We start from the raw sequence: 24,062 nt of genomic DNA, 5'->3' as shown, positions 1-24,062 counted from the left end.
CTGACTTTGGAGGACAAACGCCGAATCCTGGTTATCGGCACCGGCGACACCAAGGCCGACGAGCTCTTGTTCATGCGTGAGCGCATCGAGGCCGTCGGCGGCGTCGCGGTGATGATGGATGTCAGCGTGCTCGGCGATCCGCCCTACCGGCCGGCGCATGACAAGCATGCCGTGGCTCAAGCTGCGGACACGACGATCGCGGCGATCGTCGCCAGCGGCGACGAGAATTCGGCTATGACGCTGATGGCGCTCGGCGCCTCGCGGCTCGCGCGTGCACTCTACGATCAGGGCGAGATCGACGGCTTCATCGGGCTTGGCGGCACGATGGGTACCGACCTCGCGCTTGACGTCGCCCTGGCGCTGCCCCTCGGCGTGCCGAAATTCGTCGTCTCGACCATCGCCTATTCGCATCTGTTGCCGCCGGAGCGGATCGCCACCGACCTCATGATGATCCTGTGGGCGGGCGGGCTCTATGGCCTCAACAGCGCCTGCAAGGCGGTGTTGTCGCAAGCCAGCGGCGCGGTGGTGGGTGCGGCTCGGGCCGTCGTCAAGCCGGACCAGGCCAGGCCGCGGATCGGCATGAGCTCGCTGGGAAAAAGCTGCCTGCACTATATGGTGACGCTGAAGCCGGAGCTCGAAAAGCGCGGCTACGAGGTCATCGTCTTCCACACCACCGGCATGGGCGGATGGGCGCTGGAGGCGATCGCCGCACAGCGCGGCTTCGTTGCGGTGATGGATTTCAGCCTGCAGGAACTCGCCAACCATCTCACCGGTTCGGTGGTGAGCTCGGGCGCCGACCGGCTGGAAAACGCCGGGCGGCAGGGTATCCCTCAGATCGTCGCACCGGGCGCAGTCGACATGGTGGATTTTCCGACCTGGCAGGCGGTACCAACCCGCTTCATCGAGCGCCCTTACCACGCCCATAACCGGCTGCTGGCCTCGGTGACTTCGGATGGCGAAACACGCAGGGAAATCGCGCGCGCCATCGGCGAGAAACTTGCCGCGGCAACAGGGCCAACCGCTTTCATCCTGCCGGCGGGCGGCATCCAGCAATGGGACCAGGACGGCGAGCCGCTGCACGAGCCGGACGCGCTGACCGCCTTCGTCGACGAGATGCGCCTGAGCGTGCCTGCGAATGCCGAGTTGCACGAGATATCAGGCCACATCAACGACGCCGCCTTCAGTGCCAAGGCGCTGGAGATCTTCGACCGCTGGGTCGCCGAAGGCATCGTGCCGCGGGGCGCGCCGGCAGGCAGGCAAGCCGGATGAGCACGCTGAAGCCACAGGCATTGGTGCTCGATTTCGGCGGCGTCGTCACCCGCACGCTGTTCGAGACGCATGCGTTGACCGAACGCGCGCTTGGGCTGGCGCCCGGCACGCTCGACTGGCGCGGACCGTTCGAACCCGCATCCGACCCGCTCTGGCGCGCCATGCAGGCCGACGAGATCAGCGAACGCGACTATTGGAAGACGCGCACGCGCGAGGTCGGCCGAATGGTCGGCGAGGACTGGAACGACATGTCGACCTTCGTGCAACGGGCGCGCGGCGCCGACCCGCAGGCGGTGGTGCGGCCCGAGGCCGAGCGGGCGATCCGCACGGCGCATGAAGCCGGCGTCCAACTCGCCATCCTCTCCAACGAGCTCGACCTGTTCTACGGCAGCAGCTTTCGCGAACGCCTGCCGCTGCTGTCGCTGTTCGAGACAATAGTCGACGCCACCTACACCCACATCCTCAAGCCCGACCGCGAAGCCTATGCGATGGTGAGCGAGGCGCTGCGTCTGCCGCCAGAGACTTGCGTCTTCGTCGACGACCAGCAGCGCAATGTCGATGGCGCGGTCGCGGCCGGCATGCGGACGGTGCATTTCGACGTCGCCGAGCCGGCGCGAAGCTATGCCGAGGCGCTGGCGCATTTCGGCCTTGCAGCCTGAAGTTTCAAGAAACGGAGTTTTTCACCGATGCGCGACATCAACTTCCTCACCGAGAACAACGCCAAGCCGATCTGGCACCCGATGGCGCATCCGGCCGAGATGCGCGCGACGCCGCCGAAAATCATCATGAAGGGCGACGGCGTGTCGGTGACCGACGTCGACGGCCGCACCGTGCTCGACGCCGTCGGCGGCTTGTGGAACGTCAATCTCGGCTACAGCTGCGACCCGATCAAGAAGGCGATCGCCGCACAGCTCGACGCCCTGCCCTATTATTCCGGCTTCCGCGGCACCTCGACCGGACCGTCGATCGAGCTTGCCTATGAGCTCTGCGACTGGTTCGCGCCGGAGGGCATGGTGCGGGCCTTCTTCACCTCGGGCGGATCGGATTCGGTGGAGACGGCGCTGCGGCTTTCGCGGCAGTATTGGAAGATCCGCGGCCAGGGCGACCGGACAAAATTCCTGGCGCTGAAGAAGGGCTATCACGGCACGCATTTCGGCGGCGCTTCGGTCAACGGCAACGCCAATTTCCGCCGCAACTACGAGCCGCTGCTGCCGGGCGTCTTCCACACGCCGGCGCCGTGGACCTACCGCAACCCGTTCGACGAGACCGATCCGGCGAAGCTGGCAAAACTCTGCGCCCAGGCGATCGAGGAAGAGATCGCCTTCCAGGGCGCCGACACCATCGCCGCCTTCATCATGGAGCCGGTGCTCGGCGCCGGCGGCGTCATCGTCCCCCATGAGAGCTTCATGCCGCTGGTGCGCGCCATCTGCGACCGCCACGACATTTTGCTCATCGCCGACGAGGTGGTGACCGGTTTTGGTCGCACCGGCGCCTGGTCGGGCTCGCGCCTGTCCGGCGTCAAACCGGATTTCATGACCATCGCCAAGGCGATCACGTCGGGCTATTTCCCGCTCGGTGCGACGCTGATCGGCGCCAAGGTCGCCGATGTGTTCGAGGCCGACAAAACCAGCTTCGGCGCCATCGGCCACGGCTACACCTATTCCTGCCATCCGGTCGGCTGCGCGGCGGGGCTGGCGGCACTGGCCGAAACCAAGCGGCTTGCCGTCAACGAGAACGCGGCGGCGCGCGGTGTCGAACTCGGCAAGGCGCTGGAAGCGCTGAAGGCGAAGCATGCGCTGGTCGGTGACGTCCGCTATCAGGGCCTGATGGCGGCACTCGAACTGGTCTCCGACCGCGCCGCCAAGAAGCCGGCCGACAAGAAGACCCTGGCCACCGTCGCCGAGGCTGCCTATGCCGCCGGCGTGATGCTGCGCGTGTCGGGCAACACGATCATCCTGTCGCCGCCACTGGTGATCTCGGCGGCCGATGTGGCGAAGATTGGCGAGGCGCTGGATGCGGGGTTGGCCGCGGCCTAGGGAATAGGCAGTGGGCAGTAGGGATTAGAGGAACCGCACTTACCTACTGCCTACTGCCTACTGCCTACTGCCTGCTGCCAGTCTCTCCCGCCGCCACGCCGCCGGAGACAGCCCGACGGCGGCGCGGAAGAAGCGCGAGAAATAGGCGGGATCGTTGAACCCGGTCTCGTAGGCGATATCCTCGACCGGGCGCACGGTGAACAGCAGCAGCCGCTTGGCCTCGATAAGCCGCCGCTCGCCGATTGCCTGGCGCACGCCCGCGCCGAGCACCTGGCGCGCTGCCTTGTCGAGCAGATGGCGCGTGGTGCCGAGTGCGGCGACATAACGCTCGACCGGCCAGTCGTCGCGAAAGTGCCGGTCGATCAGCCGCCGCAGCCGGCCGCCCAGCGCTACCGTCGCCGGTACCGCCACGGAATGCGATTCCGCATCGAGGCGAGCAATGCCCGACAGCGCCACGGCAATCAGCGGCGGCAGGATTTTGTCCATGCCGGGCAGCCTGTCGGCATATTCCGCCTGGATCAGCCTGATGACGCCTGCGAGCTTTTCCCACAGCGCTGCCTCGCCGCGGCCGGTGACGAAGACCGGCTGGTCGAGCGGCAACGCCGAATGCTCGGCGATCAAAGCAAGGGCCTCATCGGCGACCGAGACGACGATGGCGTCGGTGCCCGGTTCGATGCTGAAGCCGTGGACCACGCCACTCGGCATGAAACTCACCGTGGGCGCCGAAAAACTCCAGGTTTTGTCCTCGATCCGGTAAGTGCCGCTGCCGCCGGTCCAGAAAGTGACTTGCGCCATCTGCGGATGCTTGTGCGCCAGCACTTGGCCGCGATGCACGGAGGCGCGAGCCAGAACAGTCTCGACATGCAGAAAGCCGACATCAAGGCTTCGCGCGGGTTCGCCATAGACGAAGAATTCGGGAATGCTGGCCTGGCTCATGGCACCGGAAAAAGTCCAAGTGGTTTTGGTCTTTCGTCCATAAACCATTGCGTCGCATCCGGCTACTGTCCGATGATCAAGGGAGGATAAATGATGCGATCGGAAGATTTCCGGGCCGACACGAAACGGCCGTTCACAGGCGCCGAGTATCTCGAGAGCCTGCGCGACGGGCGCGCGGTCTACATCAATGGCGAACGCGTCGCCGACGTCACCACGCACCCGGCGATGCGCAATTCGGCGCGCTCGCTCGCCCGGCTCTACGATGCCTTGCACGACCCGGCGCGGCAGGCGGTGCTGACCTCGCCGACCGACACCGGCTCGGGCGGCTACACGCATAAATATTTCCGCGTCGCCCATTCCGCCGCCGAGCTTGCCCAGCAGCAGACGGCGATCGCCGACTGGTCGCGTATGTCCTACGGCTGGATGGGGCGCACGCCCGACTACAAGGCAGCGCTGATGAACACGCTCGGCGCCAATGCCGAGTGGTACGGCCCGTTCAAGGACAATGCGCTTGCCTGGCACAAACGGGCGCAGGAAGCGGCCCTGTTCATGAACCATGCCATCGTCAATCCGCCGATCGACCGCCACAAGCCGGCCGAGGCCGTGAAGGACGTGTTCGTGCACATCACCAAGGAGAGCGATGCCGGCATCTGGGTGTCCGGCGCCAAGGTGGTGGCGACGTCGTCGGCGCTGACCCACTATAATTTCCTGGCGCAGAGTTCAGCGACGGTCACCGAAGATCCGTCGCTGTCGGTGATGTTCATCGTGCCGATGAACGCGCTGGGGATAAAGATGTTCTGCCGCGTCTCCTATGAGCAAACCGCCAACACGGTCGGCCAGCCCTTCGACTACCCGCTGTCGTCGCGCTTCGACGAGAACGACGCGATCCTGGTGCTGGACAATGTCTTCGTTCCTTGGGAGGACGTGCTGGTGCTGCGCGATGCGCAAAAAATCCTGTCCTTCCATCCAGCGTCGGGCTTCATGCACGGCTATTGTTTCCAGGGCTGCACGCGCTTTGCCGTCAAGCTCGACTTCCTTGCCGGCCTGCTCGCCAAGGCGCTGCGCGCCACTGGCGGCGACGCCTTTCGTGGCAACCAGGCGGCACTCGGCGAAGTGATTGCGCTGCGCCACATGTTCTGGAGCTTTTCCAACGCCATGGCGCACAACCCGATCCCGTGGGCGAGCGGCGCGGTGCTGCCCAATCTGGAAGCGGCGCTCGCCTACCGCACCTTCATGTCGGAGGCCTATCCGCGCGTCATCGACACGGTGCGCCGGGTGATCGCCTCGGGGCTGATCTATTTGCCGTCCTCGGCAAAGGATTTCGACAATCCCGAGATCGACAAGTACCTTGCCCAATATGTGCGCGGCTCCAACGACATGGGCCATGTCGAGCGCATCAAGATCATGAAGCTCTTGTGGGACGCGACCGGCACCGAATTCGGCGGACGGCATGCGCTCTACGAGCTCAACTATGCCGGCGCGCCGGAAGAGGTGCGGCTGCAGGTGCTGAAGGGCGCCGAACGCGGCGGCCGGCTGAAGGCGATGGAGGAATTGGTCGACACCTGCATGGCCGACTACGACGAAAAGGGCTGGACGGGCGACACCTGGCTGCCGCCGCTGCCGGCCGGCGCAAGCTGAGGAGGCCGGCCATGGAGGCGCAGGTCTCGAGACTGGAATTCCGCGATGCCATGGCGCGGGTCTGCGCGCCGGTCAACATCGTCACGACGGACGGCCCGGCTGGCCGCGGCGGCTTCACCGCGACCGCCATGTGCAGCGTTTCCGACGATCCGCCGACGCTGCTCATCTGCATGAACGAACGCTCGGCGCAGGCCGGCCTGTTCCTCGCCAACCGGCGCTTCTGCGTCAACGTGCTGACGCAGGCCCATATGCACCTGGCGGCGAAGTTCGCCGGTGCGATCCGCGACATGGCCGAGCGCTATGGCTCGGCACGATGGCAGACGATGCCCTCCGGCATGCCGGCGCTGCTCGACGCCATTGTCAGTTTCGATTGCGAGGTCGGCGAGGTGAATCGGGTCGGCACGCACAATGTGATGTTCGGCCGCGTCGTCGACATCCGCCACGGCAGCGGTGAAGCCGCCCTGCTCTATGTCGACCGCAATTACATGCAGCCGACAGCGCTGGGCAGTTTTGGCGGGTAGACGCTATCAGGTTTGGTTTTCGGATGATTCCGACTGGATCAGGCTTTCGAGAAGATCGAGCAGATGTTCGTGCTGTTCGGCGCCGTAGCGCTGCTCGATCGCGTCATAGATCGCGATGCGTTCGGGAGCCAGGTCCTCGATCAGCGCCAGCCCGGCCGGGCTGATGGCGAGCAGCGCCCGGCGGCCGTCATCCTTGACCTTGTTGCGGGAGATGAACTGCCGCTCTTCCATCGCCTTGATGATGCGGGTGAGGCTTGGCGGCAGGATCGAGGCGCGGTTGGCGAGTTCGGTCGCTTCCAGCGGCCCGGCCTCGGCAAGAACGCGTAGCACGCGCCATTGCTGTTCGGTGATGTCGTGGCGGGCAAGCATCGGCCGGAAATGCGCCATGATCACTTCGCGGGCGCGCAGAAGCGCCATCGGCAAGGAGCGGCGGGTGCTGGGCGGTAGCAAGGTCAGGTCTCCGAAATTCCAGTTCCAGTTCCGGCTCGCAAGACGAATGAGACGCGGATCGCAGCTATATCCGCGATTTTGCCGGGAGCGGCAATCCCGACGCCGGGGCGTGGATCGCGACAGAGAACGACGCTTGACATTCGATCGTCAAGATGTAATTCACATGTTAATTACAAAAGACCGGCGACGCCGGCGGAGGAAACCTTGCCACATATGGCGATTGAATATTCCGCGAATCTCGACGCCAAGGTCGACATGAACGAGCTTTGCGCGCTGGTCTCGCGCACCATCCTCGCAACAGGCCTGTTCGAACCGGGCGCGGTCAGGGTGCGCGCCTTCCGCACCGAGGCCTATGCGATCGCCGACCGTCTGCCGGAAAACGGCTTCATCGACATGAGCTTCCGCATCGGCAAGGGCCGCAGCGCCGAGGAAAAGAAGCGCACCGGCGAAGCGATCTTCGCCGCCGTCTCGGAGCATCTCGCATCGCTGTTCACAACGCCGCATTTCGCGCTCTCCCTGGAGATCCGCGAGATCGACGCCGAGCTGAACTGGAAGAAGAACGCCATTCATCCGCGGTTGCGCGGCAAGTGAACGAGCGGCAGAGAACAGGAAAGACCCATGGCGGCATTGGACGACAATCTGCGGAAGGCCGAGGCCTATCTCGAGCGGTTCAGGCGCACCGGCGTGCTCAACCAGATCGGCGGCGAGGCCGTGCCGGCCGCCGACGGCTCGACCTATGAGACGATCTCGCCCATCGACCTGAAGCCGATCGCCAGGGTGGCGCGTGGCAAGGCTGAAGACGTCGACCGCGCCGCCAAGGCAGCCAAGGCTGCTTTCCGGGACTGGGCGGCGATCTCCGGCGATGCACGCAAGAAACTGCTGCACGAGATCGCCGACGCGATCGTGGCGCGGGCGGAAGAAATCGCCTTCGTCGAGTGCATGGATACCGGACAGTCGCTGAAATTCATGGCCAAGGCGGCGCTGCGCGGCGCCGAGAATTTCCGCTTCTACGCCGACCGCGCGCCAGAGGCCCGCGATGGCCGCACGATCCGGGCGCCGAACCAGGTCAACATGACGACGCGCGTGCCGATCGGCCCGGTCGGCGTCATCACACCGTGGAACACGCCATTCATGCTGTCGACCTGGAAGATCGCGCCGGCGCTCGCTGCCGGCTGCACCATCGTCCACAAGCCGGCGGAACTGTCGCCGCTGACGGCGCGGCTGCTGGTCGAGATCGCCGAAGAGGCCGGCCTGCCGAAGGGCGTGTGGAACCTCGTCAACGGTTTTGGCGAGGACGCCGGCAGGGCGCTGACCGAACACCCCGATATCAAGGCGATCGGCTTCGTCGGCGAGAGCCGCACCGGCTCGATGATCATGAAGCAGGGCGCCGACACGCTGAAGCGCGTGCATTTCGAGCTTGGCGGCAAGAACCCGGTGATCGTCTTTGCCGATGCCGATCTGGAGCGCGCGGCGGACGCCGCCGTCTTCATGATCTATTCGCTGAACGGCGAGCGCTGCACGTCGTCCTCGCGCCTGCTGGTCGAGGAAAGCGTCCATGACAAGTTCACTGCGCTGGTGGCCGAGAAGGCCAAGCGTATCAGGATCGGCCATCCGCTCGACCCGGAAACCGTGGTCGGTCCGCTGATCCATCCGGTGCATGAGGAAAAGGTGCTGTCCTATATCGAGATCGGCAAGTCGGAAGGCGCGGTCGTCGCCGCCGGCGGCACCAAGTTCGCCGGCCCGGGCGGCGGCTGCTATGTCAGCCCGACGCTGTTCATCGGCGCCACCAACACAATGCGCATCGCCCAGGAAGAGATCTTCGGGCCAGTGCTGACCGCGATCTCGTTCAAGGACGAGGCCGAGGCGCTGGCTTTAGCCAACGACACGCAGTACGGCCTGACCGGCTATCTCTGGACCGCGGACGTCACTCGCGCCTTCCGCTTCACCGATGCGCTCGATGCCGGCATGATCTGGGTGAATTCGGAGAATGTGCGCCATCTGCCGACGCCGTTCGGCGGCATCAAAAATTCGGGCATCGGTCGCGACGGCGGCGACTGGTCGTTCGACTTCTACATGGAAACCAAGAACATCGCGTTCGCCACGGCGCCGCACTCGATCCAGAAGCTCGGCGGCTGACCGGAGACCTAAAAGATGCCCTTGCCCACACCCAACCTCTACCCGGCCTTCAACATCGTGCGGCTCAGCCATGTCGAGCTCGCCGTCACCGACCTTGCGAAGTCGCGCGCCTTCTATGTCGACACGCTCGGCCTGCAGGTGACCGACGAGACCAAGGACGCCATCTATCTGCGCGCCATGGAAGAGCGCGGCCATCACTGCATCGTGCTGCGCAAAGGTGCTGTGCCGGAAGCGCGCGACCTCGGCTTCAAGCTGTTTTCCGACGAGGATCTCGACAAGGCCGCGCACTTCTTCAAAGGCAAGGGCCTGCCGGTGGAATGGGTGGAGCGGCCTTACCAGTCGCGCACCTTCCGCACCCGCGACCCGCACGGCATTCCGCTGGAGTTCTATTCCAAGATGGAGCGGCTGCCGCCGATCCACCAGAAATATGCGCTCTACAAGGGCGTCAAGCCGCTGCGCATCGACCACTTCAACTGCTTCTCGCCCAACGTCGATGAAGCGGTGGCGTTCTACAACGAGCTCGGCTTCCGCGTGACCGAGTACACTGAAGACGAAGCGACCGGGAAGCTGTGGGCGGCCTGGACGCACCGCAAGGGCGGCGTCCACGACATCGCCTTCACCAACGGCATCGGCCCGCGGCTGCACCATGTCGCCTTCTGGGTGCCGACGCCGCTCAACATCATCGACCTGCTCGATTTGATGGCAACCACCGGCTGGCTGCCGAACATCGAACGCGGCCCCGGCCGGCACGGCATCTCCAACGCCTTCTTCCTCTACATCCGCGATCCCGACAACCATCGCATCGAGATCTACTGCTCGGACTACCAGACGGTCGATCCCGATCTGGAGCCGATCAAGTGGGACCTGAAGGACCCGCAGCGCCAGACGCTGTGGGGCGCGCCGGCGCCGAAGAGCTGGTTCGAGGAAGGCAGCGTCTTTGCCGGCGTCGAGCCACGCAAGTCCGATCTGGCGGCGTCGCCGATCGTGGCGCCATAACGATGGCTAACCGGGGAGTTCCAGCATGAGCGCGGCACGGCTCGCCACCTTCACCGTCGGCGGCAGGACGCGCTATGGCGCGGTCACCGGCAAGGGCGTCGTCGACCTCTCGTCACGGCACGCACAGTGGCCGACACTGCGCGAAGTCATCGAGGCCGGCGCCTTGCTGCGCCTGGCGGAAGAAGCCGGGGCCTTCGCGGCCGATTTCCCGCTCGACGCCATCGCCTACGAGATTCCCGTTCCCTCGCCCGAAAAAATCATCTGCGTCGGCGTCAACTATCCGGACCGCAACGAGGAGTACAAGGACGGGCAGGCCGCACCTTCGAACCCGTCGCTGTTCATCCGCTTCCCGCGCTCCTTCGTCGGCCATGGCGCGCCGCTGGTGCGGCCGCCGGAATCGCCGCAACTCGACTATGAGGGCGAAATCGTCATCGTCATCGGCAAGGCCGGAAGGCGCATCGCCGAGGCCGACGCGCTCGGCCATATCGCAGCGCTGTCGCTCTGCAACGAAGGCACGATCCGCGACTGGGTGCGCCACGCCAAGTTCAACGTCACCCAAGGCAAGAATTTCGACCACTCCGGCTCGATCGGCCCGTGGCTGGTGCCGTTCACCGACGAGGCGCAGATCGCCGACATTTCGCTCACCACGCGCATCAATGGCGAGGTCCGGCAGCAGGACCGCACCGGCCGCATGATCTTTTCCTTCCGCAAGATCATCAACTACGTCTCGACCTTCACCACGCTGGTGCCCGGCGACATCATCGTCACCGGCACGCCCACGGGCGCCGGCGCCCGTTTCGAGCCGCCGATCTGGCTGAAACCGGGTGACGTCATCGAGGTCGAGGCCGACGGCATCGGTCTGCTGCGCAACGGCGTCGTCGACGAGAGGGCCTGATGATGACCCCAGATCAGGTGAAAGACGCAGCAGCAAGGTTGTTCGAAGCCGAGCGCGAGCGCCGGCAGATCAGGCTGCTCAGCCTCGACTTTCCCGCGGCGACGATGGACGACGCCTACCGCGTGCAGGCAGCACTCGTGAAAAGGAAGGTCGCATCGGGGCTCGCGATCAAGGGTTGGAAGATCGGCCTGACCTCGAAGGCGATGCAGTCGGCGCTCGCCATCGACATTCCGGATTCCGGCGTGCTGTTCGACGACATGTTTTTCGACGACGGCGGCACGGTTCCCACCGGCCGCTTCATCCAGCCGCGCATCGAGGCCGAGATCGCCTTCGTCATGAAGGCGCCGCTCAAAGGCCCCGACGTGTCGATCGACGATGTGCTGGATGCCACAGATTACATAACGCCGGCGCTGGAAATCCTCGACACCCGCATCGAGCGGGTGAACAAGGAAACCGGCAAGGTAAGAACCTTCTTCGACACCATCTCCGACAACGCCGCCAACGCCGGCATCGTCATCGGCGGCCGCTCGGCCGGTCCGCGCGAGGCCGACCTGCGCTGGATCGGCGCCATTCTGTCGCGCAACGGTGAGGTAGAAGAAACCGGTCTCGGCGCCGGCGTGCTCGACCATCCGGCCAAGGGCATCGTCTGGCTGGCCAACCGGCTGCATCAATACGGCATGCAGATCTCGGCCGGACAGGTCGTGCTGTCGGGCTCGTTCGTGCGCCCGGTCGAGGCACGCCATGGTGACGACATCGTTGCCGATTTCGGCCCTTACGGAACGATCAGCATCGCCTTCGCCCGTTAGCTTGCAGCGGGGCCATACAGGCGAGCAGCGACCTCGACGCGCCACTGCGACGATAGAATTGGTCAGGCTTCGATCACGAGCGTGGGATTTCCACCGTCCCTCAAGCATTTAAGTGCCCGGCCCGTGCCGAGGCAGGCGCCACATAGCGGCATCCTCGTGCAATGTCGACTCGCCTCGCCATGCTGGCTCGCTCCCGCCGATGCTGCCCAAAGCGAACCAACGAAGCCGCTGCCATAGTGACATCTTCGTGCAAGTCGACCCTACTTGCTATCCTGACGCGCGTAGTTTCGCTTGTTTGGAACGAATAGCCCCTGCCAGATCTTCCACCGTTCGAAGGTAGTGCTGGCTCAGCAGAGCCGAGGCCTTCTCGGCGTCCCTGTCGAGAGTCGCTTGCGCAAGCGCGCCATGCTCGGCCTGGACATCGCGACCCACCGGCAGCGCAGACGCGAGGAGGACCGGAATACGGTAGCGCTCGGTCGCCGCATAGAGCCGTTCGAAGAATTCCAGCGTCCATGGCGAGTTGCACGCGGCCAGCAAGGCGCGGTGGAACGCGTGGTGCCGCTTCTCGAGCGTCCAGATATCAGCCTCGGCACCCGTGCGCGCGGCCTGGACGTTCAAAGCGTAGAGGGCGGAAACGATACCTGACGCCCAAGCGTCGTCGCCCTGGCTGATCGAGGCCTTGAGCGCCTCCACCTCAATGACGATACGAAGCGATACGGCATCATGCAGTTCATCGAGGGACAGAGGCGCCACGCGGAAGCCGCGCAGCGACTCGGCCGTCACCAGCCGCTCGGCCTGCAGGCGGTTCAGTGCCTCGCGCAGCGGCGAGAAACCCATGCCGTAGCGCTCCCCGAGATCGGCAAGCCGCAACGGCCGGCCGGGCGCGAGCTCGCCGCGGATGATGTCGTGGCGCAGGGCTTCGTAGGCTTTTTCGGCAAGCGTCATTCAACTTTCCTCACCGCACAGCCTTACCTCATAGACGGCATCGTCGGCAATTTCATTTATTTTCGAAGATTTCTGTTGCATTCGAAAATATGTCGCGCCATGCTTAGGCCAACAACCCACAATCAGGAGGGTCCCATGGCACTGGAGCGCGAAAACCATCGCGAGGATGTCGTCGGCCGGGCGAACGTCGAGGACACGCCGGAGCTGCTTGCCTATTACGACGAGTTGGAGCGCCACAAGGCAGGCGCGCTGTGGACCGTCGCCAACAAGATCGAGCCCTGGGAGCCCAAGTCGCAGTCGGTCCCGGTGGTGTGGCGCTATCGCGACCTGCGCGCGAATGTCCTGCGCTCGATAGAACTGGTGACGCCGGAAAAGGCCGGACGACGCGTCGTCTATCTGAACAATCCTGGACGCAAGGACGTGGCCGCAGCCGTCGGCTGGATCTATGGCGGGCTGCAGGTGATGAACCCCGGCGAAGTAGCGTCGGCGCATCGCCACTCGGCTTCGGCGATCCGCTTCATCATCGAGGGCTCGGGCGCCTACACGGTGGTGGACGGGCACAAGATGACGCTCGGCGCGAACGATTTCGTGCTGACGCCGAACGGCACTTGGCACGAGCACGGCGTGGAGGCGACGGGCTCGCCCTGCATTTGGCAGGACGGCCTGGACATCCCCTTCGTCAACGCGATGGAGGCCAATTTTTACGAGGTGCATCCGGATCTCAGCCAAGCCGTCGGTTACGCGGTCGACGACATGACCAAAACCTGGGGAAATGCCGGCCTCAAGCCGATGGGCGAGAACTGGGCCAAGGGCTACAGCCCGATGTTCAAATACGAATGGGCACCGACCTACGAGTCGCTGCTGAAATACGCCGATTGCACCGACGGTTCGCCCTTCGACGGCGTGCTGATGGAATATGTGAACCCGGTGACGAACGGCCCGGTCATGCAGACGCTCGGGGCGTCGATGCAGATGCTGCGCCCCGGCGAGCACACAAAGGCGCACCGGCATACCGGCAGCGGCCTGTACCACGTGGCGAAGGGCAGCGGCCATTCGATCATCAACGGCCGACGCTACGACTGGCAGGAGCACGACATCTTCTGTGTCCCATCCTGGGCGTGGCACGAGCATGCAAACGGATCGGACCGTGAGGACGCCTGCCTGTTCTGCCTGTCCGACCTCCCGGTGATGCGGGCACTCGGGCTCTACCGGGAGCAGGCATTCGGCGACAATGGCGGCCTGCAGCCGCTTCTTTGAAGGAACCAGCATGAAACTTGTAACCTATCGCGCCTCGGTCGAGGCCGCGGCAAGGCTCGGTGTCCTCGTCGAGGACCTGGTGGTGGACGTGGCGGCGCTCGCTACGGCGCAAGGCAAGGTCCTGCCCGGCACCATGCTCGGCCTGATCGATGCCGGGCGCGCCGGATTGGATGCGCTGCGCGACTGCCTCGACAAAACCGGCGGACGCCTCCCGGCCGGCACCGCCACCGCTTTGGGCAACGTGAAGCTGCTGGCTCCCATTCCCCGGCCGCGCAAGAACATCTTCGGCATCGGCTTGAACTATGTCGAACATGTCGCGGAGAGCGCAAAGTCGCTCGACACGTCAAAGGACCTGCCGAAACAGCCGGTCGTCTTCTCCAAGCCACCGACGACCGTGATCGGGCCCGGCCACGGGATCGAGCACAACAGGAAGATCACGCAGCAGCTCGACTGGGAGGTGGAACTCGCCGTCATCATCGGCACAACCGCCCGTCGCGTGCGCACACAAGACGCGCTCGGCCATGTCTTCGGCTATTCGGTGATGATCGATGTTTCCGCGCGCGACAACCGGCGCGCCGGGCAATGGATCTTCTCCAAGGGACAGGACACCTACGCGCCGTTCGGGCCATGCATCGTCACGGCCGACGAGATCCCTGATCCACAGGTTCTCGACCTGTGGCTGACGCTGAACGGGGTCGAGAAGCAACGCTCCAACACCCGCCACATGCTGTTCAAGGTCGACCACCTGATCGCCGACATCTCGTCGGCGATCACGCTGGAGCCGGGCGACATCATCGCCAGCGGCACGCCGGAAGGCGTCGGCGCCGGGCGCGAGCCGCAGGAATGGATGTGGCCAGGCGACGTGGTCGTGGCATGCGTCGAAGGGATCGGCACGCTGCGGCACGCCGTCGTGGATGCGACTCCGGAATAGGCAGATGAACGCGCCATTCAAGCCGACGGTGCGGGAAATCTGATGCGCTTCGACCTCGACGAAGTCGGAACCCAGAACGCCTACAAGCTTCTGGCGGCGACCGTCATGCCGCGTCCGATCGCCTGGGTGGTCACGCAGGATCTGGGAGGCGTCGTCAACGCCGCGCCGTACAGTTTCTTCAACGTCATGGGGTCAGCGCCGCCGACGGTTGCAATCGGTATCCTCGCCGATCCCGAAAGAGGCTTCAAGGACACGGCGCGCAACATAATCGACACCGGCGAGTTCGTGATCAACCTGGTGCCGGAACGGTTGGTGCGGGCGATGAATGTCACCGCCATCGACGCGCCGCGCGGCATGGACGAGCTGGCGCTGGCCGGACTTGCAACAACCCCCTCCGCGCGCGTGCGGCCGCCCCGCATAGAAGAAAGCCCGGTCAGCTTCGAATGCATCTCCCTGTCGTCGGTGGTCACCGGGCCGACGCAGGTGATTGTCATCGGGCGCGTGTTGGTCGTCAACGTCGCCGACGATTGCGTGCTCGATCGCGAGCGCGCGCATATCGACACGCCGAAGCTCGATCTCGTCGCCCGCTCCTACGGCAGCGACTATGTCCGCAGCCGCGACACTTTCAGCCTTGCCAGGCCGACATGGCGCAACTGGCCGCACAGGGAATGAGCCCAATCATCGAATATTCCATGATTTGCGAAAATCCTGTTGACAGCGGCGGCTAAATCAGGAAACTTAACTGACAAGTAAAGAAATCCGAAACAAGCCGGATCGTCAATGGGAGTTTAGCGATGCTGCAAGAGCGCATCGAAGGACGGTGGCTGGATTGCTTCCGCCGCGTCTTCGCACTGAATGCGATCGGCAAGGGGACGAGAGTGGCACTCCTGTCCGAGACGCAGTCGCGTCCGGTGCTGATCCACCTGTCGGAACTCGCCCTACACGATCTGGGCGCCGAATTCTGCATGATCCAGATGCCGACACCGCGCCAGACGGCGCCGGTGCCGGTGAAATCCACCGGCACGTCCTGGGCGATCCAGGGCAACCGCGCCGTGATCGAAGCGCTGAAGCTCTGCGAGGTGATCGTCGACTGCACGGTCGAGGGTCTCATCCATGCACCGGAATGGCCCGAGATCGAGGCGGCGGGGCGGACCCGGCTGCTGGTTGTCACCAACGAGCATCCTGAAATCCTGGAGCGCACCGAGCCGACCGCCGATCTCGGTCCGAAGGTGGCGCTCGGCGTGCGGATGCTGCGCGAAGCAAAGGAAATGCGCGTCACCTCGCCGGCCGGCACCGATCTCGTCATCGATCTGCGCAACGCACCCTGCGGCGGCACGCCGGGCTTCGGTACGACGCCCGGCGCTGTGGCGCACTGGCCGGGCGGGCTTTGCCTCGCATTTCCCGGAAAGAACTGCGTCAACGGCCGGATCGTCATGGGCGTGGGCGACATGAACCTGACGTTCAAGACGACGCTCACCAGCCGCATCGACTTCACCGTCGAGGACGACTTCGTCACCGCCATCAAGGGCGACGGCGTCGATGCCATCCATTTCCGCGAATACATGGAAGCCTGGAACGACCGCAACGCCTACGGCATGAGCCATGTCGGCTGGGGCATGCATCCGCGCGCCCGCTGGGTCTCGGCCGTCATGTACGACAAGCGTGACATGCAGGCGGTGGAGTTCCGCGCACTGGCGGGATCGTTCCTGTGGTCCACAGGCGCCAACCAGTATGCCGGCCGCTACACGCTCGGCCATTTCGACCTGCCAATGCGCAACTGCACGATCACGCTGGACGGGAACATCGTCGTCAAGGGCGGCGTCCTGCAAGGCGAACTGGCGTCCTGACGCCCCTTCGGAGAAGACCATGAGCGACATTGCCGATTACTACGACCTCTCCCGCATCCGCCCGGAGGTGCAGGCCAAGCTGCGGCTGGTGAACGCACTCGGCCGCGACAAATTCGCGTCGCGCGCCAAGGGGATCGACGATGACGCCTCCTTCCCGGTCGAGAACTACAAGGATCTGGCCGCCGAGGGCTTTCTCGGCCTCTGCATCCCGGAGGAATTCGGTGGCTGGGGCTTCTCGATGTTCGAATATGCCATGGTCGGCGCCGAGATCGGCAAATATTGCGGCGCCACCGCACTGACCTTCAACATGCACAACTCGTCCATGGCCTGGTCGCGCTTCATGTTCGACATGCCGAACCTGACGCCCCAGGAGAAGGCGGCATTCGCGCCGCTGCGCGAGCGCCAGTTCCGCCGCGCCATCGCCGAAAAGGCGATCTATTCGCAGCCGATCTCCGAAGGCGGTCAGAACTGGACCTCGAAGCCGAACCAGACGCAGTGCCGCAAGGTCGACGGCGGTTGGAAGATCAACGGCTTCAAGAAGTTCGCCTCGCTCGCCGGCTATTGCGACTACTACACGATCGTCTGCACCGAAGTGTTCGAGGGCCAGGAACCGCGCCACGAGGACACCATGCTGTTCGTTGTCCACAAGGATGCGCCCGGCCTCAGCGTCAAGGGCGACTGGGATCCGCTCGGCATGCGGGGCACCAACAGCCGCGACCTCATCCTGAAGGACGTCTTCGTCACCGAACAGGACCTGCTGATGCCGCGCGGCATCTTCGGCAAGACGCTGCCCAACTGGCCCCACATGATGGTGACCCTTTCGCCCACCTATATGGGCGTGGCGCAGGGCGCCTTCGACTTCATGGTCGATTATCTCAAGGGCAAGATTCCCGGCCAGCCGCCGATCGACCGCCGCATGTACGCGACCAAGCGCGTCGCGGTCGGCAAGATGTATGCGCGGCTCGCAAACATGCGTGCGCTCTGGTGGCAGGCCTTCGGCGAGGCAAAGGGCTTTCCGACCAAGGGCGAGGTGCTGCGCATGTACGCCGCGCAGTACAATGTCATGGAGGGCGCCGCCGAGATGACCTCGATGGCGATCCGCACCTGCGGCGGCCAGTCGATGCTGAAGTCCCTGCCGCTGGAGCGGATGTATCGCGACAGCCGCTGCGGCGCGCTGATGCTGCCCTTTACGTCCGAGATCATGGAGGACTATCTGTCGGTTCTCGCCCTCTACGAGATGGACGAGATCGATACCGCACCTGGCGATGAAGGCGGTGCCCGCATGTCGCTATGGCGCGGCGATCACGGCGCCTTGCGGTCGGTCCGGTAGACGCCGATGGCGCGCCAAACGGTCGAGGTCACCGGCGTCTCAGCCGCCTCGCCGGAGGCGGTATGGTCCGTCGTTTCGGATTTCTGCGGTCGATGGCACCCGGCCATCGCCACCATCCGGGCCGAGCGCGACGCGCGCGGCGCGCTGGTCCGCGCCTTCACGGCCCACGGCGAGGATACCGTCTATCGCGAGCAGCTCACCTGGCTGAGCGACAGCGACCGCACGCTCGCCTACACACATCTCGAAGGCATTGCCGGCGCGCAAGCCTATGACGGCCGCATCGCCATAGGCGCCGGCGACGGTGGCGGCAGCACCGTGCGCTGGAGCGCGCGGGTCGAGGCTGCTTCGCCGCGGCTGCAGGCGATCTGCGAGGGCACGAAAGCGATCTTCGAGGCGGGCATCGCGGTCCTGTCGAAGACAGCACTCATGACCGGCGTAGCGGAGTCGCCGAGCCCTCTGCCCGCGCCCGCCGCCACGCGGGACATGGTGATCGACAGCGACCCTCGGCTGGCGCTGACAGCGACGACGGCCAGAGACGGGACGCTCTGCCTGTTTCTGCACGGCATTGGTGGTTCGCGCTACAACTGGCTGCCGCAACTCTCGGCCGTAGGTGGCGTGATGCGTGCGGCGGCACTCGACTTGCGTGGTTACGGCGGCAGCGCGCTTGGCCCGAAGCAGTCGACGGTGGACGATTATTGCGCCGACATCCTGCGGGTGAAGAAGATGTTCGGCGGCGACCGGCTGGTTCTGGTCGGCCTTTCCCTGGGCTCGTGGATCGCCACCTCTTTCGCGATGCGTCACCCGGAGATGCTGGCCGGGCTGGTCCTGTCCGGCGGCTGCACCGGCATGTCGGAGGCCAGCCTTGAGGAACGCGAGGCTTTTCGCCTCAGCCGCAAGGTGCCGCTGGATGCCGGCCAGACGCCGGCCAACTTCGCGCCCGCAGTGGTAAAGGTACTGGCGGGACCGAACGCCTCTGACGCGATGAAGGAACAGCTTTTCCAATCGATGGCGGCGATCCCGTCCGCCACCTATCGCGACGCGCTCGTCTGCTTCACCACTCCGTCCGAGCGTTTCGATTTCTCGCGCCTGACCATGCCGGTGCTGATGATGACCGGCGAGCACGATCGGTTGGCGCCGCCGGCGGAGATCCGTGGTGTCGCCGAGCGAATACTTGGCCAGGCTTCCCGGCCCGATATCCGCTACGAAACCATCGCCGATGCCGGCCATGTCTGCAATGTCGAGCAGCCCGCAGCCTACAACCGCATCCTGCTGGACTTCCTGGGGAAACTGCCGCGATGACCGCTTTGTCCCGCCGACAGCAAAACAAGATCGAGCGCGAGCGGCGCATCCTGGAAGCCGCGCTGAAGGTCTTTTCCGAAATGGGCTATTCCGGCGCCAACATGGATGCCGTCGCTCTCGAGGCGAACCTGTCGAAGCCAACGCTCTACCAGTACTTCCAGTCCAAGGAAGCGCTGTTCTCGGCCATGATGCTTGGCGAGCGCGACCAGATGCTGGCGGTCTTCGAGCGCCCTTCCGATCGCGGCATGGTGGCGGACCTGCTGGAATTCTCCTGGGACTACGCCGACACCGTGCTCCGTCCGGACCTCCTCTCCCTGGCTCGGCTCATCATCGGCGAGGTGCAGCGTTTTCCGGAGATCGGCCGTGCCTATCAGGAGGTGGGGCCGGACCGGTTGCTGCGCGGCATTATGGATTATCTGGAAGACCAGCGACGTACAGGCCGGCTGGCCTTCGACGACGCCGAGCTCGCCGCGCAGGATCTGTGGGGCCTGATCCTGTCGGCGCCGCGCACGCAGGCTCTTTACATGCCGGACCGCTCGCCCTCGCGCGCCGAGATCGCCCGCTATCTGAACAACGGCCTCAAGGTATTCCTCAAGGCCTATTCGACACAGCCCGAGACCGATCTCGCCGAACTTGCGCGACTGATCGGCGCCCAGTCCCTCAATCAGGTGCAACATGACGCTTGACGATTACATGGCCGACCCCGCCAACCGCTTTGCCACCGTCGCGATGACCGATACCAATGGGCTTCTGCGCGGCCAGATGGTCTCGGTGGGCAGCCTCAAGGGCATCGCCAAGAACGGCATGGGCATGGCCCCGGCGCAGCTGGCACTGGACCCCACCGATGCGATGCTCATCATTCCGGGCGTCAATGACGACAAGGGTGATTTCCACGATGACCCCTTGCAGCTCGATCCCGGTTCCGTCCGCCGCCTGCCATGGTCGAAACCGGGGCACGACCTGCTGGTGCTGTCGAACTACACCGGCGCTTCAGCGCAGATCTGCCCACGTGCGATCCTGAAATCCGTCCTGGCCCGCGCCGGCGAAGCGGGGCTGGTGCCGAAATACGGGATGGAGCTGGAATACACGCTGTTCGACGAGACGCCGGAAAGCGCGAAGGCGAAAGGCTACCGCAACCTCAAGACCGCGACGGCACATGCCAGCCACGACCTGATCCTCTACCAGGTCGTGCAGACCGAGTGGTACGAGGCGGTGGCCGCCATGTGCGAGCCGCTGAGGATCGACCTCGCCAAGATGCACGAGGAGATCGGCGCGGGTTTCATGGAGGCCTGCATCGGCGCCGGCGAGGGCATGGAGCCGGCTGACCAGCTGGTTCTGCTGAAGAACTTCATCCGCGCGCTGGCGCTGCGGCAGGGCCGATCCGTCACCTTCATGCCGCGCTGGAACGAAAAGGCGGACAGCCAGTCGATCCACCTGCACATCAGCCTGAAGGACAAGGCAGGCAAGTCGCTGTTCTGGGACACGAAGGAAAGGAACGGCGTCAGCCGCACTTTCCGGCACTTCCTCGGCGGCCTGCAGGCCTATATCGGCGACACGACGCTGATCTTCCAGCCGACGGTGAACAGCTACCGGCGTTTCGCCCCCGGCACCTTCGCGCCCCCCGGCCTGACATGGGGTTTCGAAAACCGCACCACCTGCTTCCGCCTGGTCGGTCACGACGCGGGGTCCCTGCGGGTGGAAAACCGTCTGCCAGGCGCAGATTCCAATCCCTACCTCTCCGCCGCCGCGACCATCGCGGCCGGGGTCGCCGGCGTGATCGGTGAGATCGAGCCAGATCCCGAAACCGTCGGCTCGGGTTATGCGCAGCAACCCGCCCGCGACTTCGCCCGCTCGATGCCGGAGGCGATCGACCGGCTGCGTGGCTCCGCCTTCGCCAAGGACTGGCTGGGGCCGCGCTTCGTCGAGGCGTTCACGGCCACGCGCGAAAGCCAGCACAACGAGTTCCGCCGCAAGGTTCCGGACGTGGAACTGGAACGCTTCTTCGACCTGGGGTGAACGACCATGGATGCCGATCTGCGCGCCCGTTTCATCGAAGGCATGAGCCGCGTGGCGGCCGCTGTCACCGTGGTGACCACGGACGGTGAGGCAGGTCGTTTCGGCGTGACCGTTTCATCGATGACATCGGTGTCCGCCGACACCAGCCGGCCTTCCCTTTTGATCAGCGTCCATCACCTCAGCCCCGTATGCGAGGCGATCAAGAAAAACAGGCGGTTCTGCGCCAATGTGCTCAGCGGCAACCAGAGTTTCGTCTCGGATCTGTTCTCCGGCCGCCTCAAGCATTTGAACCAGGACCGGTTCGGCGCGATCGCCTGGCATCCCGGCACGACCGGCGCGCCGGTCATCGATGGCGCCGTCGTTTCTCTCGACTGCGAACTCAAGACGGCGCTGATGTGGGGGACCCATTTCCTCTTTGTCGGCGAGGCCGAGACCATCGACCTTTCCGCGCAGCGCTCGCCGTTGGTCTACGGCAATCGCGGCTACCGGCGCGCCATCCCGATCGCACCGGACGACCATCGGCCGCCACGCCCGGAGAACCACCTCAGCATCGGCTTCTTCATCACGCTTGGACCGCAATTCGTGCCGGGTCTCGTCGCCGGCTTCGCCAGCCAGCAGCCGGATGTCGACATCCGGCTGCTGGAGGCCGACCATGACGATCTCATCGAGCAGATGCGTGCCGGCAGAATCGAGGCGGCGATCACTTTCGGCGCGGTGAACGAAGCTGACCTCGATGCAGAACTGGTCTGCCCATCGGCTCCGCATGTGCTGCTGAACGCCGGCCACGCGCTGGCGACAAGGTCCAGCTTGCGGCTCGCCGACCTGGCGGATCTGCCCATGATCCTGCTGGATTATCCCTCGGTGCGCGCGGCCACCGACGCCCTGTTCAAGCGCTGCGGGCTGCAGCCGCTCATCCGCTTCCAGTCGCCGTCCTTCGCCATGGTGCGCGGCCTGGTCGCCCAGGGTCTTGGATATTCGATTGTCCCGCAGGCGCCGCAGGCCAGGACCGCGCCCGACGGCAAGGAGATTCTCGCCATACCGCTGGACGAGGATTTCCCGGAGGGGGCGGTCGTGGCGATTACGCCACGCGGCAACGGCCGCAGCGAATGGGTCGAACAGTTTCTGGCCAAATGCCGGAGGTCCTTCGGGCATGCCGTCAACGGAGAGGGATGACGGCCGGCGGAGCGGCCGGACAGACAGGAAAGCAGACACCAACCAACAAATGGGCCGGTCAATTGGCCATGGGGAACACAGAGGGAGAACTACCAAAATGAGTACCGCAGGCAGCAATCAACTTCGCAGGAATTCGCTGGGCCTGATCGCCGTGACCTTCATGGTGATCTCGGCCGCCGCCCCGCTTACAGGCGTTGCCGGCGCAATGCCGCTGGCGTTCATGCTGGGCAACGGCGCCGGCATTCCGGCAACCTTCATCTTCGTGACGCTGGTCATGCTCGCCTTCTCGGCCGGCTATGTCGCCATGTCGCGGCACGTCACCAATGCAGGCGCCTTCTATGCCTATGCCGCGCGCGGGCTTGGCGGGCGCACCGCCGGAGCCGTGGCCGTCGTGGCGCTGGTCGCCTACAACGCCATGCAGTTCGGATTGATCGGCCTGCTTGGCGGCATCGCCGCCGGCGTCTTCAGCGAACTCGGACTGACCTTGCCCTGGTGGGGTTGGAGCCTGCTCGCCATCATCCTGGTCGGCATACTGGGCTACCGGCAAGTAGACCTGTCGGCAAAGGTTCTGGTGGTGGCCGTGGCGCTTGAATATCTGATCGTGCTGATCGTCGACTTTGCCATTCTCGCTAAGGGCGGCGACCATGGGCTGGCGCTGAACGTGTTCGACCCCGCTGCGATGTTTTCGGGTTCGCTGACCGCTGCGATCCTGTTTTGCCTGGGCTCCTTCATCGGCTTCGAGGCAACGACGATCTATGCAGAGGAAGCCAGAGACCCGGAAAAAACCATTCCGCGCGCCACCTACCTCTCGGTGCTGATGATCGGCATCTTCTTCGTGTTCACCACTTGGCTGATGATCGTTGGCATTGGTGCCGACAAGCTGGTGCCGACCATCCAGGGCTATGGCGATCCGTCAGCGCTCTTCTTCGATCTCGCCGGGCGCTATGTCGGCGGCCCGGTGCCGACGATTGCCGGCATTCTGCTCGTGTCCAGCCTCTTTGCCGCACTGTCCGCCTTCCACAACTACATCGCCCGATACAGCTACGTGGCGGGACGCGAAGGTCTATTACCGGCCGTCTTCGGGCGCACCCACGAGAACCATCAGAGCCCTCACATCGGCTCGGTGGTGCAGACGGCCGGCGCCCTGGTCGTGCTGGCGATCTTCGCCGGGCTTAAGCTTGACCCGATCCTCAACATGTTCACCTGGATCAGCCAGGTCGGCACGCTCGGCGTGCTGGGCATGATGACCGTCACCTCGCTCGCGGTGATCGTGTTCTTCCGCAAGAAGCAGGCCGGCGCGCCGGCGCTGTCGACGGTGATCCTGCCGGCCCTGTCGGGCCTCATCATGGCGGCTCTCTTCGTTTACATCTTCCTGCATTTCGGCGACCTCACCGGCACCACCGGCGGCGCGCTCGGCATCATCCTGCCGGCATTGATCCCGGCCGCCGCCATAGTGGGGTACGTGTTGGCGTTGCGGCTGGAGAAGGTCGACCCGGTGCGCTTTGCCCGCATGGGCGAAAACCAGGCCTGAGATCGCAGTGGCGAAGCGCGAAGCAATCGCGCTTCGCCAGCGGTCAGAAT

At 64.8% G+C, this 24,062-nt stretch carries 23 protein-coding genes; 20 read left to right on the top strand and 3 right to left on the bottom strand.

What is annotated here, in order from left to right:
* Positions 1-6 precede the first annotated feature (6 nt).
* The 3 genes from A6B35_RS09815 to A6B35_RS09805 are packed head-to-tail and all read left to right on the top strand — an operon-like array spanning position 7 to position 3,305.
* Positions 7-1,269, top strand: a complete 1,263-nt coding sequence (locus tag A6B35_RS09815) for a Tm-1-like ATP-binding domain-containing protein (RefSeq protein ID WP_006203982.1) — start codon at positions 7-9, stop codon at positions 1,267-1,269.
* A complete protein-coding gene (locus tag A6B35_RS09810) occupies positions 1,266-1,928 on the top strand; it encodes an HAD family hydrolase (protein WP_006203984.1) in 663 nt (220 codons plus the stop codon). The genes A6B35_RS09815 and A6B35_RS09810 overlap by 4 nt, the downstream gene beginning before the upstream one ends.
* A gap of 27 nt (positions 1,929-1,955) precedes the next feature.
* Complete coding sequence (locus A6B35_RS09805; protein WP_006203985.1) at positions 1,956-3,305, top strand: aminotransferase class III-fold pyridoxal phosphate-dependent enzyme; 1,350 nt, start codon at positions 1,956-1,958, stop codon at positions 3,303-3,305.
* 57 nt (positions 3,306-3,362) lie between these two features.
* On the opposite strand, the gene A6B35_RS09800 is transcribed toward A6B35_RS09805, so the two are convergent.
* A complete protein-coding gene (locus A6B35_RS09800; RefSeq protein ID WP_040583631.1) occupies positions 3,363-4,241 on the bottom strand; it encodes a helix-turn-helix domain-containing protein in 879 nt (292 codons plus the stop codon).
* A 93-nt stretch (positions 4,242-4,334) separates the two neighbouring features.
* Here A6B35_RS09800 and A6B35_RS09795 point away from each other — a divergent pair, with 93 nt between their 5' ends.
* Together A6B35_RS09795 and A6B35_RS09790 are read left to right on the top strand one after the other, a co-directional pair.
* Positions 4,335-5,879, top strand: coding sequence for a 4-hydroxyphenylacetate 3-hydroxylase N-terminal domain-containing protein (locus A6B35_RS09795; RefSeq protein WP_006205076.1), 1,545 nt, complete (start codon positions 4,335-4,337; stop codon positions 5,877-5,879).
* Between the two features lie 11 nt (positions 5,880-5,890).
* Positions 5,891-6,400 (top strand): flavin reductase, encoded by a 510-nt coding sequence (locus A6B35_RS09790; RefSeq protein ID WP_006205075.1) that lies wholly within the window; start codon positions 5,891-5,893, stop codon positions 6,398-6,400.
* Positions 6,401-6,406: 6 nt separating this feature from the next.
* Here the strand turns inward: A6B35_RS09790 and hpaR are convergent, their stop codons facing one another.
* On the bottom strand, positions 6,407-6,817 hold the full coding sequence (hpaR, locus tag A6B35_RS09785; RefSeq protein ID WP_081482252.1) for a homoprotocatechuate degradation operon regulator HpaR: 411 nt from the start codon (positions 6,815-6,817) through the stop codon (positions 6,407-6,409).
* Between the two features lie 237 nt (positions 6,818-7,054).
* Between hpaR and A6B35_RS09780 the strand changes: the two genes are divergently transcribed.
* From A6B35_RS09780 to hpaH, 5 genes are read left to right on the top strand one after another with little or no spacing between them, the layout of a single operon-like run.
* Positions 7,055-7,441 carry a 5-carboxymethyl-2-hydroxymuconate Delta-isomerase gene (locus tag A6B35_RS09780; RefSeq protein WP_006205073.1) on the top strand — a complete coding sequence of 129 codons (387 nt, stop codon included), beginning with the start codon at positions 7,055-7,057 and terminating at the stop codon, positions 7,439-7,441.
* 27 nt (positions 7,442-7,468) lie between these two features.
* A complete protein-coding gene (gene hpaE, locus A6B35_RS09775) occupies positions 7,469-8,986 on the top strand; it encodes a 5-carboxymethyl-2-hydroxymuconate semialdehyde dehydrogenase (protein ID WP_006205072.1) in 1,518 nt (505 codons plus the stop codon).
* Positions 8,987-9,001: 15 nt separating this feature from the next.
* Positions 9,002-9,982 carry a 3,4-dihydroxyphenylacetate 2,3-dioxygenase gene (hpaD, locus tag A6B35_RS09770; protein ID WP_006205071.1) on the top strand — a complete coding sequence of 327 codons (981 nt, stop codon included), beginning with the start codon at positions 9,002-9,004 and terminating at the stop codon, positions 9,980-9,982.
* 25 nt (positions 9,983-10,007) lie between these two features.
* A complete protein-coding gene (locus A6B35_RS09765; protein WP_006205070.1) occupies positions 10,008-10,877 on the top strand; it encodes a fumarylacetoacetate hydrolase family protein in 870 nt (289 codons plus the stop codon).
* Positions 10,877-11,683: a 2-oxo-hept-4-ene-1,7-dioate hydratase gene (gene hpaH, locus A6B35_RS09760; RefSeq protein ID WP_006205069.1), complete on the top strand. Its 807-nt coding sequence runs from the start codon at positions 10,877-10,879 to the stop codon at positions 11,681-11,683. The genes A6B35_RS09765 and hpaH overlap by 1 nt, the downstream gene beginning before the upstream one ends.
* Before the next feature lie 267 nt (positions 11,684-11,950).
* Here hpaH and A6B35_RS09755 read toward each other — a convergent pair whose 3' ends face one another.
* Complete coding sequence (locus A6B35_RS09755) at positions 11,951-12,628, bottom strand: GntR family transcriptional regulator (protein WP_006205068.1); 678 nt, start codon at positions 12,626-12,628, stop codon at positions 11,951-11,953.
* 135 nt (positions 12,629-12,763) lie between these two features.
* Between A6B35_RS09755 and A6B35_RS09750 the strand changes: the two genes are divergently transcribed.
* The 10 genes from A6B35_RS09750 (at position 12,764) to A6B35_RS09705 (ending at position 24,012) form a co-directional block, all read left to right on the top strand.
* A complete protein-coding gene (locus A6B35_RS09750) occupies positions 12,764-13,885 on the top strand; it encodes a cupin domain-containing protein (RefSeq protein ID WP_006205067.1) in 1,122 nt (373 codons plus the stop codon).
* Between the two features lie 10 nt (positions 13,886-13,895).
* Positions 13,896-14,816 (top strand): fumarylacetoacetate hydrolase family protein, encoded by a 921-nt coding sequence (locus A6B35_RS09745; RefSeq protein ID WP_040583645.1) that lies wholly within the window; start codon positions 13,896-13,898, stop codon positions 14,814-14,816.
* Between the two features lie 42 nt (positions 14,817-14,858).
* On the top strand, positions 14,859-15,488 hold the full coding sequence (locus A6B35_RS09740) for a flavin reductase family protein (protein WP_006205065.1): 630 nt from the start codon (positions 14,859-14,861) through the stop codon (positions 15,486-15,488).
* Positions 15,489-15,610: 122 nt separating this feature from the next.
* Positions 15,611-16,663 (top strand): 2,5-dihydroxypyridine 5,6-dioxygenase NicX family protein, encoded by a 1,053-nt coding sequence (locus A6B35_RS09735; protein WP_006205064.1) that lies wholly within the window; start codon positions 15,611-15,613, stop codon positions 16,661-16,663.
* 19 nt (positions 16,664-16,682) lie between these two features.
* Entirely contained in the window at positions 16,683-17,993 is a 1,311-nt protein-coding gene (locus tag A6B35_RS09730) for an acyl-CoA dehydrogenase family protein (RefSeq protein WP_006205062.1), read from the top strand.
* Between the two features lie 6 nt (positions 17,994-17,999).
* On the top strand, positions 18,000-19,292 hold the full coding sequence (locus tag A6B35_RS09725) for an alpha/beta fold hydrolase (RefSeq protein WP_006205061.1): 1,293 nt from the start codon (positions 18,000-18,002) through the stop codon (positions 19,290-19,292).
* The gene (locus tag A6B35_RS09720; protein ID WP_006205060.1) at positions 19,289-19,978 is read left to right on the top strand and encodes a TetR/AcrR family transcriptional regulator; all 690 of its coding nucleotides are present in this window, start codon (positions 19,289-19,291) and stop codon (positions 19,976-19,978) included. Before A6B35_RS09725 ends, A6B35_RS09720 begins: the two co-directional genes overlap by 4 nt.
* Entirely contained in the window at positions 19,968-21,308 is a 1,341-nt protein-coding gene (locus A6B35_RS09715) for a glutamine synthetase family protein (protein WP_006205059.1), read from the top strand. Before A6B35_RS09720 ends, A6B35_RS09715 begins: the two co-directional genes overlap by 11 nt.
* Positions 21,309-21,314: 6 nt before the next feature.
* Complete coding sequence (locus A6B35_RS09710; RefSeq protein WP_006205058.1) at positions 21,315-22,481, top strand: LysR substrate-binding domain-containing protein; 1,167 nt, start codon at positions 21,315-21,317, stop codon at positions 22,479-22,481.
* Between the two features lie 97 nt (positions 22,482-22,578).
* Positions 22,579-24,012, top strand: a complete 1,434-nt coding sequence (locus tag A6B35_RS09705; RefSeq protein WP_006205056.1) for an APC family permease — start codon at positions 22,579-22,581, stop codon at positions 24,010-24,012.
* Positions 24,013-24,062: the final 50 nt, after the last annotated feature.

The sequence above is a fragment of the Mesorhizobium amorphae CCNWGS0123 genome, from assembly GCF_001686985.1.
In the GTDB taxonomy this organism is placed as follows: Bacteria; Pseudomonadota; Alphaproteobacteria; order Rhizobiales; family Rhizobiaceae; genus Mesorhizobium; species Mesorhizobium amorphae.
The sequence above is the reverse complement of the archived record's forward strand: the minus strand, read 5'-3'. Positions and strand labels throughout refer to the sequence as shown.

Bases quoted from the DNA above. Each gene is read 5' to 3' on its own strand.
- A6B35_RS09810 (WP_006203984.1), top strand. From the start codon at position 1,266: ATGAGCACGCTGAAGCCACAGGCATTGGTGCTCGATTTCGGCGGCGTC.
- A6B35_RS09805 (WP_006203985.1), top strand. From the start codon at position 1,956: ATGCGCGACATCAACTTCCTCACCGAGAACAACGCCAAGCCGATCTGG.
- A6B35_RS09800 (WP_040583631.1), bottom strand. From the start codon at position 4,241: ATGAGCCAGGCCAGCATTCCCGAATTCTTCGTCTATGGCGAACCCGCG.
- A6B35_RS09795 (WP_006205076.1), top strand. From the start codon at position 4,335: ATGCGATCGGAAGATTTCCGGGCCGACACGAAACGGCCGTTCACAGGC.
- A6B35_RS09790 (WP_006205075.1), top strand. From the start codon at position 5,891: ATGGAGGCGCAGGTCTCGAGACTGGAATTCCGCGATGCCATGGCGCGG.
- hpaR (WP_081482252.1), bottom strand. From the start codon at position 6,817: ATGGCGCTTCTGCGCGCCCGCGAAGTGATCATGGCGCATTTCCGGCCG.
- hpaE (WP_006205072.1), top strand. From the start codon at position 7,469: ATGGCGGCATTGGACGACAATCTGCGGAAGGCCGAGGCCTATCTCGAG.
- hpaD (WP_006205071.1), top strand. From the start codon at position 9,002: ATGCCCTTGCCCACACCCAACCTCTACCCGGCCTTCAACATCGTGCGG.
- A6B35_RS09765 (WP_006205070.1), top strand. From the start codon at position 10,008: ATGAGCGCGGCACGGCTCGCCACCTTCACCGTCGGCGGCAGGACGCGC.
- hpaH (WP_006205069.1), top strand. From the start codon at position 10,877: ATGATGACCCCAGATCAGGTGAAAGACGCAGCAGCAAGGTTGTTCGAA.
- A6B35_RS09755 (WP_006205068.1), bottom strand. From the start codon at position 12,628: ATGACGCTTGCCGAAAAAGCCTACGAAGCCCTGCGCCACGACATCATC.
- A6B35_RS09750 (WP_006205067.1), top strand. From the start codon at position 12,764: ATGGCACTGGAGCGCGAAAACCATCGCGAGGATGTCGTCGGCCGGGCG.
- A6B35_RS09745 (WP_040583645.1), top strand. From the start codon at position 13,896: ATGAAACTTGTAACCTATCGCGCCTCGGTCGAGGCCGCGGCAAGGCTC.
- A6B35_RS09740 (WP_006205065.1), top strand. From the start codon at position 14,859: ATGCGCTTCGACCTCGACGAAGTCGGAACCCAGAACGCCTACAAGCTT.
- A6B35_RS09735 (WP_006205064.1), top strand. From the start codon at position 15,611: ATGCTGCAAGAGCGCATCGAAGGACGGTGGCTGGATTGCTTCCGCCGC.
- A6B35_RS09730 (WP_006205062.1), top strand. From the start codon at position 16,683: ATGAGCGACATTGCCGATTACTACGACCTCTCCCGCATCCGCCCGGAG.
- A6B35_RS09725 (WP_006205061.1), top strand. From the start codon at position 18,000: ATGGCGCGCCAAACGGTCGAGGTCACCGGCGTCTCAGCCGCCTCGCCG.
- A6B35_RS09720 (WP_006205060.1), top strand. From the start codon at position 19,289: ATGACCGCTTTGTCCCGCCGACAGCAAAACAAGATCGAGCGCGAGCGG.
- A6B35_RS09715 (WP_006205059.1), top strand. From the start codon at position 19,968: ATGACGCTTGACGATTACATGGCCGACCCCGCCAACCGCTTTGCCACC.
- A6B35_RS09710 (WP_006205058.1), top strand. From the start codon at position 21,315: ATGGATGCCGATCTGCGCGCCCGTTTCATCGAAGGCATGAGCCGCGTG.
- A6B35_RS09705 (WP_006205056.1), top strand. From the start codon at position 22,579: ATGAGTACCGCAGGCAGCAATCAACTTCGCAGGAATTCGCTGGGCCTG.